The sequence below is a fragment of the Streptomyces sp. AB3(2024) genome (assembly GCF_041862025.1).
In the GTDB taxonomy this organism is placed as follows: domain Bacteria; phylum Actinomycetota; class Actinomycetes; order Streptomycetales; family Streptomycetaceae; genus Streptomyces.
The window spans coordinates 1-14,088 of the sequence record NZ_JBGWAB010000173.1; the positions used below are offsets into that span (position 1 = coordinate 1).

Genomic DNA, 14,088 nt, shown 5'->3' on the forward strand with positions numbered 1-14,088 from the left:
CCCCCCGCCCGCCGCCGCGGATCACCCGCGCGCGCAGCCGGGCCTGTGCGGCCGGGGGGCGGTTTAAATCCCATTAGGGGGGGGGAAGATTCGGGGCCACCGCGGGTGACGCCGCCGCGGGGCCCGCGGCCGGCGCCGTGGATCCGGCCCGGCCCCGGGCCGCGGGGTCCTGCGGGGCGTCCGCGCCGGCGGGCGGGGAGTCGGCGGCGGCGCCCAGTCCGAGGCCGCCGCCGAGCACTGCCTGGTAGGTGGACCCGAGCGCCTCGCCCGGGTCCACGCCCAGCTGGTCGGCGAGGACCGCGCGCCCCTCGTAGTACGTGTGCAGCGCGTCGGCCTGCCGCCCGCAGCGGTACAGGGCCGTCATCAGCTGGGCGCGCAGCCGCTCCCGTACGGGGTGTTCGGCGACCAGTCCGGTGAGCTCGGCGGTGACCTGCTCGTGGCGGCCGACGGCGAGGTCGGCCTCGATCCGGCTCTCCAGCGCGATCATCCGCGCCTCCTCCAGCCGGGGCAGCTCCGTCTCGATCATCTGCTCGGTCGCGTTGGCCAGCGCGGTGCCCCGCCACAGGTCCAGGGCGTCGCGCAGCAGCGTGCCCGCCTCGTCGAAGCGGCGGTCGGCGAGGGCCTCGCGGCCCAGGCGGTCCAGGCGGTCGAACTCGGTGAGGTCGATCCATGCCCCGGGTGCCCGCAGCACGTAGCCCGGCTGCCGTCGGACGATCTCGATCTCCGGGCCGAGGTGCTTGCGCAGCCTCGACATGTACGTGTAGATCTGCGCGCTGGCCGTGGCCGGCGGGTCCCACCCCCACAGGAGGGCGCTGAGCCGGGCATCGGAGACCACGCGTCCTTCGGACAGCAGTAGCGCCGCGAGCACCGTATGGACCTTGGAACCGGAGAGCGGGATCGTAGCGCCGCCTCCCCGTTTGGCCTCGATCGGCCCGAGCAGCCGGAAGTCCATGCGGCACCCCCTTCTGGTGTGAGCATCCGTGTCGGATTCCAGAAGCTAATGGGGGGCCTTATTGGAGGGTTATCGCCGCGCGCCCGGCTCCCCTGGGCGGGGAGATAAGCACAGGCCACCAGGGGCGGGGCGGGGGCGCGCGCGGGGTGTGCGGCGGCCGGCGCGGCGTCAGACGGGCAGCCCGGTCGGCTCCTTGATGCGCTTCATGATGATCTGGGAGTTGACCTCGGTGATCCCGGAGAGCGCCGTGAGCCGCTCGATCCAGAGGCGTTCGTACGCGCGCAGGTCGGCGACGGCGATGCGCAGCAGGCAGCCCGGACTGCCGAAGAGGCGGTAGGCCTCGATGACGTCGGGGATGTCCTGGAGCGCCGCCTCGAAGGCCTCGACGGCCTCCCGGTCCCGCTTGACCTCGACGGACACCAGCACCTCGAACCCGCGCCCGACGGCCTCCGGGTCGATCACGGCCCGATAGCCCTGGATCACCCCGTCCTGCTCCAGCTGGCGCACCCGGCGCATGCACGGGGAGGGGGTCAGGCCGACCCGCTGGGCCAGTTCCTGGTTGCTGAGGCGGCCGTCGCGCTGGAGCTCGCGCAAGATTTCGTGATCGATCGCGTCCATGGCGCAATTATCGCCCATGGCTTGTTACAGGTGCGCCGAAATACGCAATCGCATTGCGCGTAGATCTCACTATCATTGCGGGGTATAGGAAATCTGTACGAGATCTACGCGAGGGAAGGTGGCCAGGCCATGGGACGCATCGTCGTCATCAGCACCGGCGGGACGATAGCCAGCCGGTGGATGGGCTCCGGCTTCGCCGCCGAGGCCGACGGACGCGAGGTGATGGCCACCGCCCCCCTGCCCGAGGGCGTCACCGTCGACGTCGTGGACCTGTTCAGCGTGAACAGCCCCCGGCTCACCACCGCCCACCAGCTGACCCTCCTGCGCACCGTCCACGAGGTGCTCGCCGACCCCGGCGTCGACGGCATCGTCGTCACGCACGGCACCGACACCCTGGAGGAGTCGGCCTTCCTCGTCGACCTGCACCACCACGACGCGCGCAGCGTCGTGTTCACCGGCTCGCAGCTCCCCATGGGCTCCGCCGAGGGCGACGGTCCCGGCAACCTCTACGACGCCCTGCTCACCGCCGCCACCACGCGCGGACTCGGCGTCCTGATCACCTTCGCCGGCCGGGTGCACGCGGCCCGGGGCACCGTGAAGACCCAGGCCGTGGCCCTGGACGCGTTCGCCGACCCCTCCAAGGAGCTCCTCGGCAAGGTCGGCTTCGGCAAGGTCGCCGTGCTGCGCGGCCCGCAGCGGCCGGCCCCGCTGCCCCTGCCCGCGATGCCGGAGCTGCCGCCGCGCGTGGACATGGTGATGCACCACGCCGACGGCGACCCGGTGCTGCTGAACGCCGCCGTCGAGGCGGGCGCCAAGGGCATCGTCCTGGTGGGCACCGGCGCGGGCAACGCCACCCCGGAGATCGTGGACGCGGTGGCCGCCGCCGTCGCCCGAGGGGTCCTGGTCGCGCTGACCACGCGGGTCGCGGCCGGTCCCGTGACCGAGATCTACACCCACGGCGGCGCGGTCGACCTCGTCGCCGCCGGAGCCGTCCCCACCGGCACCCTGCGGGCCGGCCAGGCCCGGATCGCGGTCCTCTCCGCGCTGCTGGCCTCCCCGGAGCCGGCCGAACGGGCCCGCGTCCTGCACGAGGTGCTGGGCGCCGCGGGCTCGGTACTGATCGACGCGTAACCGCCGGGACGGCGCGAGGGGCGGGGGGGGGGGGGGGGGGGGGGGCGCGCCCCCGCCCCGCCGCCCCCCGCGTCGCGCTCTTCCGGACGCGCGCGGACCTGACGGCCCGGACGCGCGCCGGACCGTCAGCCGCGGCCGAACGCCGACAGGATCCGGTCCGCCGCCGAGGTGGCGGTGACGGTACCCGCCCGCACCCCCGCCTCCAGCTCCGGAGCCAGCTCCCGTACCGCCGGATCGGCCCGCAGCCGCTCCAGCAGTTCGTCGCGGACCATCGACCAGGTCCACTCCACCTGCTGCGCCGCGCGCTTGGCCGCCAGCCGGCCGCCCGCGTCCAGCAGCATCCGGTGCTGTTCGAGCCGGTTCCAGACCTCGTCGAGCCCCGCCGACTCCCGCGCGCTGCACGTCAGCACCGGCGGGGTCCAGGCGGCGTCCGCCGGGTGCATCAGCCGCAGCGCGCCCGACAGTTCCCGGGCCGCCGCCTTCGCGTCCCGCTCGTGCGGACCGTCCGCCTTGTTCACGGCCAGCACGTCCGCCAGCTCCAGGACGCCCTTCTTGATGCCCTGCAACTGGTCGCCCGTACGCGCCAGCGACAGCAGCAGGAAGGAGTCCACCATCCCGGCGACCGTGGTCTCCGACTGGCCCACGCCCACCGTCTCGACGAGGACCACGTCGTACCCGGCCGCCTCCATGACGATCATCGACTCGCGGGTCGCCTTGGCGACCCCGCCCAGCGTCCCCGCGGACGGGGACGGCCGGACGAACGCCGCCGGATCGACGGCGAGCCGCTCCATCCGCGTCTTGTCGCCGAGGATGGACCCGCCCGTCCGGGTGGAGGACGGGTCCACGGCCAGCACCGCCACCCGGTGGCCCAGCCCGGTCAGCATCGTGCCGAACGCGTCGATGAAGGTGGACTTGCCCACCCCCGGCACCCCGCTGATGCCGATCCGCCGGGCACTGCCCGCGTGCGGCAGCAGCCGCGTCAACAGGGCCTGCGCCAGGGTGCGGTGATCCGGCCGGGTGGACTCGACGAGAGTGATCGCCCGCGCGATGTGCGCACGCTTCCCGTCGAGCACGCCCTTCACGTACACGTCGATGTCGATCTTCGGGGGCATCCGCGCGGCGCCTACAGCTCGTGGCCCAGGTCCGCGGCCAGCCGCGTCACCAGGTCGTGGGCCGCGTCCGGAATGACCGTGCCCGGCGGGAACACCGCCGTCGCGCCCATCTCCAGCAGCGTCGGCACGTCGGCCGGCGGGATCACCCCGCCCACCACGATCATGATGTCCTCGCGCCCCTCCTCCGCCAGCTGCTCGCGCAGCGCCGGAACGAGGGTCAGGTGACCGGCCGCCAGCGACGACACGCCCACCACGTGGACGTCCGCCTCGACGGCCTGGCGGGCCACCTCCGCCGGGGTCTGGAACAGCGGGCCGACGTCCACGTCGAAGCCCAGGTCGGCGAAGGCCGTCGCGATGACCTTCTGGCCGCGGTCGTGCCCGTCCTGGCCCATCTTGGCGACCAGGATGCGCGGACGACGGCCCTCGGCCTCCTCGAACCGGTCGACGAGCGCCCGGGTGCGCTCCACGGACGGGGACTCGCCTGCCTCGGTGCGGTACACACCCGAGATCGTACGGATCTGGCTCGCGTGCCGCCCGTACACCTTCTCCAGTGCGTCGGAGATCTCACCGACCGTGGCCTTGGCGCGCGCCGCGTCCACCGCCAGGGCGAGCAGGTTGCCCTCCCCGCTGCCGGCCGCGTGCGTCAGCGCCCGCAGGGTGTCCTGGGTGCGCGCCTCGTCGCGCTCCTCGCGCAGCCGCCGCAGCTTGGCGATCTGCTGCGCGCGCACCGAGGAGTTGTCGACCTTGAGCACCTCGATCTGCTCGTCGCTCTCCACCCGGTACTTGTTCACGCCGATCACCGGCTGCCGGCCGGAGTCGATCCGCGCCTGCGTACGCGCGGCGGCCTCCTCCACCCGGAGCTTCGGGATGCCCGCGTCGATGGCCTGCGCCATGCCGCCGGCCGCCTCGACCTCCTCGATGTGCTGCCAGGCCCGCCGCGCCAGGTCGTACGTCAGCTTCTCGACGTACGCGCTGCCGCCCCACGGGTCGATCGACCGGCAGGTCCCCGACTCCTGCTGCAGCAGCAGCTGGGTGTTGCGCGCGATGCGCGCCGAGAAGTCCGTCGGCAGCGCCAGCGCCTCGTCGAGGGCGTTCGTGTGCAGCGACTGGGTGTGCCCCTGGGTCGCCGCCATCGCCTCGATGCACGTACGCGTGACGTTGTTGAACACGTCCTGGGCGGTCAGGGACCAGCCCGAGGTCTGCGAATGCGTGCGCAGCGACAGCGACTTGGCGTTCTTCGGGTCGAACTGCTTGACCAGGCGCGCCCACAGCAGCCGGGCCGCGCGCAGCTTCGCGACCTCCATGAAGAAGTTCATGCCGATCGCCCAGAAGAACGACAGGCGCGGCGCGAACGCGTCCACGTCCAGGCCGACCGCCTGACCGGCCCGCAGGTACTCCACCCCGTCCGCGAGCGTGTACGCCAGCTCCAGGTCGGCCGTCGCCCCGGCCTCCTGGATGTGGTACCCGGAGATCGAGATCGAGTTGTACCGCGGCATGTTCCGCGAGGTGAAGGCGAAGATGTCGGAGATGATCCGCATCGACGGCTTCGGCGGGTAGATGTAGGTGTTGCGGACCATGAACTCCTTGAGGATGTCGTTCTGGATGGTCCCGGCGAGCTTGTCGGGGGAGACGCCCTGCTCCTCCGCCGCCACGATGTAGAGGGCGAGGACCGGCAGCACCGCGCCGTTCATCGTCATCGACACCGACATCTTGTCGAGGGGGATCCCGTCGAACAGCTGGCGCATGTCGTAGATCGAGTCGATCGCCACGCCCGCCATGCCGACGTCACCCGTCACGCGCGGGTGGTCACTGTCGTAGCCGCGGTGCGTCGGCAGGTCGAAGGCCACCGACAGGCCCTTCTGGCCCGACGCGAGGTTGCGCCGGTAGAAGGCGTTCGACTCCTCCGCCGTGGAGAAGCCGGCGTACTGCCGGATCGTCCAGGGCTGGTTCACGTACATCGTCGGGTAGGGGCCGCGCAGGTACGGGGCCACACCGGGGTACGTCGCCAGGAAGTCCAGGCCCTCCAGGTCCCGCCCCGTGTACAGCGGCTTCACGCCGATTCCCTCGGGGGTCTCCCACAGCAGGTCGGCGGCCGCGGTGCCGGTGGACTCCTTCACCGCGGAGCGCCACTGTTCCTCGGACACCTCCCGGGCGGCGGTGGGGCCGAGCGCCAGCTCGGAGAAATCGGGGATGCTCAAGACGGCACTCCCATCCGGTCGAGTACGGAGGACAGCACGGCGACGGCGTCACAGCCGGCGAAGACGTACTCGTCCACGGAAGCCTCTGCGGTGCCCGGCCGGCCGGCGAGGAAGACGGTCGTGGCGCCCGCCGCGCGCAGCGCCCCGGACACCGCCGCGGCCTGCTCCTCGTACAGCGCGTCGCTGGAGCAGAGCACGGCCATGCCGTCCGCGCCGCTCGCCGCGTACGCCTCGGCGGCCGTCGCCGGATCCACCGACACCGGGTCGTGGACCGGTTCGATGCCTCCCGCCTGGAACAGGTTCGAGGCGAAGGTGGCGCGGGCGGTGTGCGCGGCCGCCGGACCCAGCGCCGCGAGGAAGATCCGCGGCCGGGAGCCGGTGGCGGCCAGGTGCGCGTCGCTGCGGGCGCGCAGGGCCTCGTAGGCCTCGTCGCGCCGGACGCGGGGGAGCCCGCCGGCCGGGCGCGTGGGCGCCGCTTCGCGGACCACCGGCTTCTCCGACAGCAGCGGGAACTCGCTGACGCCGGTGATCGGTTCGCGGCGCGTGGCCAGCTTCTTCGACCGCGCGGCCCAGGTGGCGGCGAGCCGCTCCGCGACCAGCCCCGAGCGCAGGGCGGCGGCCTGCCCGCCGGCCCGCTCCACGGTCCGGAAGAACTCCCAGGCGGCCTGGGCGAGTTCGTCCGTGAGCCGTTCCACGTAGTAGGAGCCGCCGGCCGGGTCGATCACCCGGGCCAGGTGCGACTCCTCCAGCAGCACGGTGGAGGTGTTGCGGGCGATCCGGCGCGCGAACGCGTCCGGCAGGCCCAGCTCGCTGTCGAAGGGGAGAACGGTGACGGAGTCCGCGCCGCCCACGCCCGCCGCCATGCAGGCGACCGTGGTGCGCAGCATGTTCACCCACGGGTCGCGCCGGGTCATCATCACCGGCGAGGTGACGGCGTGCTGCCGCTGGGCGCCCGCCTCCGGAGCCCCGCAGGCCTCGGCGATCCGGGCCCACAGGCGCCGGGCGGCGCGCAGCTTGGCGATGGTCAGGAACTGGTCGGCGGTCGCGGCGTAGCGGAACTCCAGCTGCCCGAGGGCGGCTTCGGTGGTGAGACCGGCGTCGGTCAGGGCCCGCAGGTACGCCACTCCGGTGGCCAGGGACAGCCCCAGCTCCTCGGCTGCCGAGCCGCCCGCCTCGTGGTACGGCAGGGCGTCCACGGTCAGCGCGCGCACGCCGGGCCAGGAGGCGGCCGCCTCCCGGGCCAGCTCGACGGCGGATGCCTGGTCCAGGGCCTCACCGGTGCGGGCCTCGTGCCCCAGCGGGTCGATGCCCAGGGCGGCGCGCGCGTCCCGCGGGGCCACCCCGCGTTCGGCGTACAGGGCGAGCAACGCCCGTGCGGCGTCGGCGTATTCGGCTCCCGGGTCCAGGGCCACGGGGGCGAGGTCGAGGTAGACGCCCTCCAGTGCCCGCGCGAGGCCGTCGGCCGGCAGACCGCCCCGGCCGACGGTCAGCCAGAGGGAGGTGGCGCCGTTTTCGAGGTCGGCGAGGGCCGCCTCGTTGATCCGTACCGGGTCGCTGCCCGCGAACCGCTGGCGCACGTCCCAGCCGGAGGTGCCGGTCCCGGCGGGCGTACCGCCGCGCACGAAGGGTGCGAAGCCCGGGAAGCCGGTGTCGGGGCCGTCCCCGTCGGGGCGTGCCGTGTACAGCGGGCGGGTGATGAGCCCGTCCTCGAGTGTGGTGGACAGCGCGTCTTCCGCCGCCTCGCCGGATACTTCCTTGCCCGACTTGCGCAGTACGCCCTCGACGAGGCGTTGCCACTGCTCATGTGTCGTTTCGGGAAATTCGGCGGCCAGGGAGAGCCCGTCGTCAGGCAGGACCGTCATGGCTCGAATGCTAGGGGGGCCCGCTCAACCGAGACCATAACCGCCGGATGTGATCTCGCACTCCCAGGTCAGCCCGGCCGGGTCCCGGAACAGCGGGCCCAGCAGCACCGTCGCGGCGGCCTGCGGGAGGACGGCCGGACCGGCATGCGGGGAGATGATCCGCGCGGGATCGTCGCACACGTGCGAGCGCTCGACGGCGGCGGCGCGGATCTCGTCCAGGTAGCCCTCGTGCAGTACGCAGGACAGTTCGGTGACGACCATCACCGCCGGGTTGAACACGTCGAGCAGCAGCGCCGCGGCCCGTCCGACGTCCCGGGCCCGTTCACGCAGCAGCCGGTCCGCCCGGGGGTCGCCGGCCGCCGCGGCGTCGACGAGGAGGGGGACGGACGGATCGGGCACGATCCCGCGCCGCACGGCCTCGGCGCCGAGCGCGGTGTCGGAGGCGGCCGCCTGGAGGCAGCCCGTACGCCCGCACGCGCAGACGGCCCCGGAACCGGGCACCGGCAGGTGCGCCACGTCGCCCGCGGCGGAGCCGGGACCGTGGTGGACCGTGCCCTCGATGCCGAACGCGGCGTCGACGACGTTGCCGATGAACAGGTGCACCAGGCTCCGGCGGGCCGCCGGATGCCCGAAGAGGATCTCGGCCCCGGCGACGGCACGGGCGTGGTTGTCCACCTGCACCGGCAGGCCGAGGGCCTGTGACAGCTCGGCGGCCAGCGGCCACTGCCGCCATCCGAGCGCCGGATGCCGTACGACGGTCCCCGCATCGGGCCGGACCCAGCCGCCGAGTGCGGCGCCGACGCCGAGGAGGGGCCGGCCGCCGCCGGCGTGCTCCCGCAGGAAACGGCCGAGTTCCGCCGCGATGCGGCCGAAAAGGGCCGGGTCGCGCGGGTCCCGGTGCGGGAAGGCGCGGCGGGCCAGGACCTGCCCGCGCAGGTCGACGAGGCTGAAGGTGGACGCGGGCACCCCGATGTGCAGCCCGGCCGCGACCGGTCCGCCGACGGCCCCGGTGTGCAGGTCCAGCGGGATCCGGGGCCGACCGGAGGCGGCCCGGCCGGCGGGGTCGGGCAGCTCGCGCAGCAGCCCGGCGCGGAGCAGGCCGGTGGTCTGCCGCGACACCGCGGCGGGGCTCAGCCCGCACAGCGGGGAGATCCCGCTGCGGGCCACGGGCCCGTGGTCGAGCACCGTCCGCAACACGGAGGCGGCATTGGCGACCCCCCGCCGGTCCCCGGCCATTCGCGTCATCCCCCGATCATGCCGGACCCCGCGGGGCGGCGGCGCACCGTGCCGGGCCCCGTGGGTCGCCCGCCCGACGAGGGCGGAGCGGGGCGGTGCCATCCGGGGGCGGGGTGCGGTGATGTCCCCGTGGGTGCTCGGGGAGTTGGACGGGGTCCCGCGCGGTACGTGCCCGACGGGCCGGTGTGCGGACGGGCCGGGCCGCAAGGGTGGCCCCGGGCCGGGTGCGGCCTGCGCGAGCGCGGGCAAGGGACGGATGCCGGGTCGGGTCGCCCGGTCCGGAAGTGCCCCGAGCCGGTGCGGCCGGCCTCGAACGGCCCGCCCGACGGGGATGGCGCGACCCTGGGGGCGCCCCGGGGCCGTGTCCCACCGGACGACCACCGGACGCCCGGCGGCCGGGCGGCGGACCCGGAGCGTGCGGTGCGCGCGGTGCGTGGCGGTGGCATTGCGGGGCCGTGAAATCCAGCAACGGTTTTCGGCCGCCGGTTGATGAGGAAAGGGCAGGTCAACGCCGGTGCAGAGGGTTCGGGGCCAGGTGTGGGGCGGGGGTTGACCCGCGACGGGGGCGCTGACAGGCTCCGGGTCATGACCGCGAACGTCCACCTCGCCCCGCGGCTCTGCACCCCCGGCCCCTGTCCCACGCCGGACCGGTGTCCGGGCCCCTGTTGCTCCTGACCCGCGCCCCGAGCCCCGGAGCCCGCTCCGGCGGGCCCGGCCCCGGCCCGTACGCGGCAGGGCCGTCCCCCCGCCGGTGCCGGCCCTCCGGCCGGTAGCCTCCGGGACCCCGGATCGGCCGTCCTGACCCGTCCGCCCGCCGGCCCCCGCCCCAACGGCCGTTCCCCCGAGGGGCTCGGACCGCATCGGGCAGGCCCGGCGGGACCGTCCTTGCGATCGGCTCTTCGGCCCGCGCACTTCGGACCTCCGCTCCCGGTTCCCCTGAGGGAACAGGACCGGGCCCACGGTCCGGGGCCCCGGTTCGGCAGGTTCGCCCTGCCGGCCCCGGGCTCCGACCCGTCGGACCGGGCCTCGTGGCCGGGGCCTCCGGCCGGGCGGCCGCCCGCCGCACGGTCGGGGTGCGGGGCCCGCTGTCCCGGGCCCCGCCGGCACGGCCGGCACGGCCGTCGGGGAAGCCGGGGAAGCCGGGGAAGCCGGGAGCGACCCGGTGGGCCCGACGAGCCGGCCGACCCTCCACAACCCGTTCCGATCCGTGGCGTCCGTACGCCTCGGCTCATTTCTTCCGCAGCGGAAATAAATCCACCACCCACACACCGGGAGTTCCCGTGACCACGCTCACCGCCACCACCGTCACCAAGCTCGGCGGCCGCATCGGAGCCGAGATCGGCGGCGTACGGCTCGGCGGGGACCTCGCCCCCGAGGCCGTCGCCGAGATCCGCACCGCCCTCCTCGCCCACAAGGTCGTCTTCTTCCGCGGCCAGGACCACCTCGACGAGGCAGGCCACGAGGCCTTCGCCCGGCTGCTCGGCACGCCGGTCGCCCACCCCACCGTCCCCTCCGCCGACGGCCGTTACGCCCTCGGCATCGACTCCCACCACGGCGCCCGCGCGAACCAGTGGCACACCGACGTCACCTTCGTCCCCGCCTACCCCGCCTTCTCCGTCCTCCGCGCCGTCACCATCCCCCCGTACGGCGGCAACACCCTCTGGGCCAACACCGCCACCGCCTACACCCACCTTCCCGAGCCGCTCCGCGCCCTGGCCGACGGCCTGCGGGCCGTCCACTCCAACGAGTACGACTACGCGGCCCTGAAGCCCGACGCCCTTCCCGAGGCGCTCGCCCAGTACCGCGAGGTCTTCACCTCCACGAAGTTCCTCACCGAGCACCCGGTGGTGCGCGTCCACCCCGAGACCGGCGAACGCACCCTGCTCCTCGGCAACTTCGTCCAGCGCGTCAACGGCCTCACCGGCCGCGACTCCCGTACCCTCCTGGACCTCTTCCAGGCCCACATCGAGAGCCCCGAGAACACCGTCCGCTGGCAGTGGCGGGCCGGCGACGTCGCGATCTGGGACAACCGCGCCACCCAGCACTACGGCGTGGACGACTCCGACGACCACGAGCGCACCCTGCGCCGCGTCACCGTCGACGGCGACGTCCCGGTCGGCCCCGACGGGGTGCCTTCCCGCCTGATCAGCCCCGAGACCGTCCCGGCCCCCTCCTTCGGCATCCCCTCCGGCGCGTCCGGTGACGCCGACTCCTCCGAGGCGCCCGCCTCCGCCTGATCCCCGCCCCTCCGGGCCGCCGCCCGGCCCGCCCTCCGCCCGAGGAGCCCCCGTGCCCAAGCTGCTCGCCCTCACCGGCAGCCCCTCCACCCACTCCCGGACCGCCGTCGTCGCCGACCACGTGCTGCGCCGGCTCTCCCACTCCGGGTTCGAGACCGCTCACCTCGCCGTACGCGACCTGCCCGCCGCCGACCTCCTCGCCGCCCGCCGTGGCGAGCCGGAGATCCGCCGGGCGCTGGAAGCCGTCGCCGAAGCCGACGGGCTGGTCATCGCGACCCCGGTCTACAAGGCCTCGTACACCGGCCTGCTCAAGGCCTTCCTCGACCTGCTCCCGCAGGACGGCCTGGCCGGCAAAACGGTTCTTCCGCTCGCCACCGGCGGCAGCCTCGCCCACGTCCTGACCATCGACTACGCCCTGCGCCCGGTCCTCGCCGCCCTCGGCGCCCGGCACGTGACCGCCGGCCGGTTCGTCCTGGACTCCTCCGTCGAGCGCGGGGCCGGTCCCGACCGGCTGCGCCCCGAGGCGGAACTGGACCTCTTCCAGGCCGTCGACGAGTTCTCCGACGCCCTGCGCGCCTCCGGGGCCGCCGCCCTCAGCCCGGCCCCCTGACCCCGAGCCCCCGACCACCCCGCAGCCAGCGACAAGGATCCGCCATGCCCGCAGCCCCCACCCCGATCACCCGCTCCCGGCGCCAGTTCCTCACCCTGCTCGGCATCTCGGCGGCCGCGGTGAGCTGCGGCACGGCCACCGCGACCGGCGGGTCCGCCTCCGGACCCGCCGCCGCACCCGGCAAGCAGATCACCGCCCTGAAGTACCAGGGCGCGGTCGGCGCCGTCACCCTTCCCGAACTCGCCGCCGACCTCGGTTTCCTCGGCAACCTCACCCTGGACTGGGTGGGCAACACCATCAGCGGCCCGCAGGACATCCAGTCCGCCGCGACCGGTCAGACCCACTTCGGCGGCGCGTTCAACGGCGCGGTCGTCAAACTCGTCGCGGGCAAGGCCCCGGTGAAGGCCGTGATCTCGTACTACGGCTCCGACAAGGAGACGAACCTGGGCTACTACGTCCTGGAGGACAGCCCCATCCGTTCCCCCCGCGACCTGATCGGCAAGAAGGTCGGGATGAACACCCTGGGCGCCCACGCGCAGGCCCTCCTCGACATCTACCTGAGCCGGGGCGGCCTCTCGCGGGCCGAGTCCGACAAGGTCGAGGCCCTGGTCGTCCCGCCCGTCAACACCGAACAGTCCCTGAGACAGAAGCAGATCGAGGTCGGCGTCCTCAGCGGGGTGCTGCGCGACAAGGCCGTCGCGGCCGGCGGCGTCCGCCCGCTGTTCAGCGACTTCGACCTGCTGGGCGCCTTCAGCGGCGGCACGTACGTGATGACCGAGCGCTTCATCAAGGAGAACCCGGACACCGTACGGACCTTCGTGACGGGCGTGGGCAAGGCCATCGACTGGTCCCGCACCACACCCCGCGAGGAGGTCATCGCCCGGATGACGGAGATCGTCCGCAAGCGCGGCCGCAACGAGGACGCCTCGGTCCTGAAGTACTGGCGTTCCTACGGGGTCGCCGCGCCCGCGGGCCGGATCGAGGAGAAGGAGTTCCAGCTCTGGATCGACTGGCTCGCCGAGCGCGGCGAGATCAAGAAGGGCAGGCTGCGCGCCGCGGACCTGTTCACCAACGAGTTCAACGGCAACGGGAAGGGCTGACGCACACCATGGCGAAGATCGTGTTCGAGTCCGTCACCAAGACCTTCCCCACCAAGGACAGGAAACGCAAAGAGGAGTTCACGGCTCTCGACGGGATCGACCTGGAGATCGGCACGGGGGAGTTCGTGGTCGTCGTAGGCCCCAGTGGCTGCGGCAAGTCCACCCTCCTGGACCTCCTCGGCGGCCTCACCCGCCCCACCTCGGGCCGGATCCTGCTCGACGGCGAACCGGTCACCGGCCCGGGTCTGGACCGGGGCACCGTCTTCCAGCAGTACGCCCTGCTGCCCTGGCGCACCGCGCTGGGCAACGTCGAGTTCGGCCTGGAGGCCACGGGCGTCCCGCGGCGCCAACGGGCTGCCAGGGCGAGGGAGTTCCTGGAACTGGTCGGCCTCACCGGATTCGAGGACCGGCACCCGCACGAGCTCTCCGGCGGCATGCGCCAGCGGGTCGCGATCGCCCGCTCGCTGGCCTACGACCCGGACGTGCTGCTGATGGACGAGCCGTTCGCCGCACTCGACGCGCAGACCCGCGAGTCCCTCCAGGACGAACTGCGCCGCATCTGGCAGCGCACCGGCAAGACCGTCGTCTTCATCACGCACGGCATCGAGGAGGCCGTGTACCTCGGCCAGAAGGTGGCCGTCATCACCTCCCGGCCGGGCAGGGTCAAGGAGGTCGTCCCCGTCTCCTTCGGCGACCGGGCCGCCGGTGCCACGGGTGAGGACCTGCGCTCCAGCCCGGAGTTCGCCCGCTACCGCCACGAGATCTGGACCCTGCTCCACGACGAGGTGGCCCGCGCCCAGCGACTGGAGAAGGAAGAGGCTGCCGCATGAGCACCCACACCCGCCGGGCACGACCCGCCACCACCGCGGATCCCGCCCCGGCCCCGGCACCTGCCGTGGAGGCCGCCCTGGCTCCGGCACCCGCCGCGGAGGCCATCTCGGCCCCGCCACCTGCCGTGGATCCCGCCCCGGCCCCGGCGCGCGCCGCGCAGGCCGCCTCGCCCGCGGGACCTGCCGCGCAGGGCGCCAGATC

12 protein-coding genes are annotated in these 14,088 nt (G+C 74.0%); 6 read left to right on the forward strand and 6 right to left on the reverse strand.

Annotation, left to right across the window (positions count from 1 at the left end; all coding sequences use genetic code 11):
* Positions 1–73 precede the first annotated feature (73 nt).
* Together ACEPPI_RS36970 and ACEPPI_RS36975 are read right to left on the reverse strand one after the other, a co-directional pair.
* Complete coding sequence (locus tag ACEPPI_RS36970) at positions 74–952, reverse strand: BTAD domain-containing putative transcriptional regulator (protein ID WP_373919646.1); 879 nt, start codon at positions 950–952, stop codon at positions 74–76.
* 168 nt (positions 953–1,120) lie between these two features.
* Positions 1,121–1,570, reverse strand: a complete 450-nt coding sequence (locus tag ACEPPI_RS36975; RefSeq protein WP_373919647.1) for an Lrp/AsnC family transcriptional regulator — start codon at positions 1,568–1,570, stop codon at positions 1,121–1,123.
* 129 nt (positions 1,571–1,699) lie between these two features.
* Here ACEPPI_RS36975 and ACEPPI_RS36980 point away from each other — a divergent pair, with 129 nt between their 5' ends.
* Complete coding sequence (locus tag ACEPPI_RS36980; protein WP_373919648.1) at positions 1,700–2,701, forward strand: asparaginase; 1,002 nt, start codon at positions 1,700–1,702, stop codon at positions 2,699–2,701.
* Positions 2,702–2,826: 125 nt separating this feature from the next.
* Here ACEPPI_RS36980 and meaB read toward each other — a convergent pair whose 3' ends face one another.
* Genes meaB through ACEPPI_RS37000 form a run of 4 tightly spaced genes read right to left on the reverse strand, consistent with a single transcriptional unit; the run spans position 2,827 to position 9,118 of the window.
* Positions 2,827–3,813, reverse strand: coding sequence for a methylmalonyl Co-A mutase-associated GTPase MeaB (meaB, locus tag ACEPPI_RS36985; protein WP_373919649.1), 987 nt, complete (start codon positions 3,811–3,813; stop codon positions 2,827–2,829).
* A gap of 11 nt (positions 3,814–3,824) precedes the next feature.
* Entirely contained in the window at positions 3,825–6,011 is a 2,187-nt protein-coding gene (gene scpA, locus ACEPPI_RS36990; RefSeq protein ID WP_373919650.1) for a methylmalonyl-CoA mutase, read from the reverse strand.
* The gene (locus ACEPPI_RS36995) at positions 6,008–7,873 is read right to left on the reverse strand and encodes a methylmalonyl-CoA mutase family protein (RefSeq protein WP_373919651.1); all 1,866 of its coding nucleotides are present in this window, start codon (positions 7,871–7,873) and stop codon (positions 6,008–6,010) included. The genes scpA and ACEPPI_RS36995 overlap by 4 nt, the downstream gene beginning before the upstream one ends.
* 24 nt (positions 7,874–7,897) lie before the next feature.
* Positions 7,898–9,118 carry an ROK family protein gene (locus ACEPPI_RS37000; RefSeq protein ID WP_373919652.1) on the reverse strand — a complete coding sequence of 407 codons (1,221 nt, stop codon included), beginning with the start codon at positions 9,116–9,118 and terminating at the stop codon, positions 7,898–7,900.
* A 1,271-nt stretch (positions 9,119–10,389) separates the two neighbouring features.
* Here ACEPPI_RS37000 and ACEPPI_RS37005 point away from each other — a divergent pair.
* The 5 genes from ACEPPI_RS37005 to ACEPPI_RS37025 form a co-directional block, all read left to right on the forward strand.
* Positions 10,390–11,346, forward strand: coding sequence for a TauD/TfdA dioxygenase family protein (locus ACEPPI_RS37005; RefSeq protein ID WP_373919653.1), 957 nt, complete (start codon positions 10,390–10,392; stop codon positions 11,344–11,346).
* A gap of 52 nt (positions 11,347–11,398) precedes the next feature.
* Positions 11,399–11,956, forward strand: a complete 558-nt coding sequence (gene ssuE, locus ACEPPI_RS37010) for an NADPH-dependent FMN reductase (protein WP_373919654.1) — start codon at positions 11,399–11,401, stop codon at positions 11,954–11,956.
* Between the two features lie 44 nt (positions 11,957–12,000).
* On the forward strand, positions 12,001–13,056 hold the full coding sequence (locus ACEPPI_RS37015) for an ABC transporter substrate-binding protein (RefSeq protein ID WP_373919655.1): 1,056 nt from the start codon (positions 12,001–12,003) through the stop codon (positions 13,054–13,056).
* Between the two features lie 8 nt (positions 13,057–13,064).
* Entirely contained in the window at positions 13,065–13,886 is an 822-nt protein-coding gene (locus tag ACEPPI_RS37020) for an ABC transporter ATP-binding protein (protein ID WP_373919656.1), read from the forward strand.
* Positions 13,883–14,088: hypothetical protein (locus tag ACEPPI_RS37025; RefSeq protein WP_373919657.1), on the forward strand; the 206-nt coding region annotated here is incomplete at its 3' end. The genes ACEPPI_RS37020 and ACEPPI_RS37025, both read left to right, overlap by 4 nt.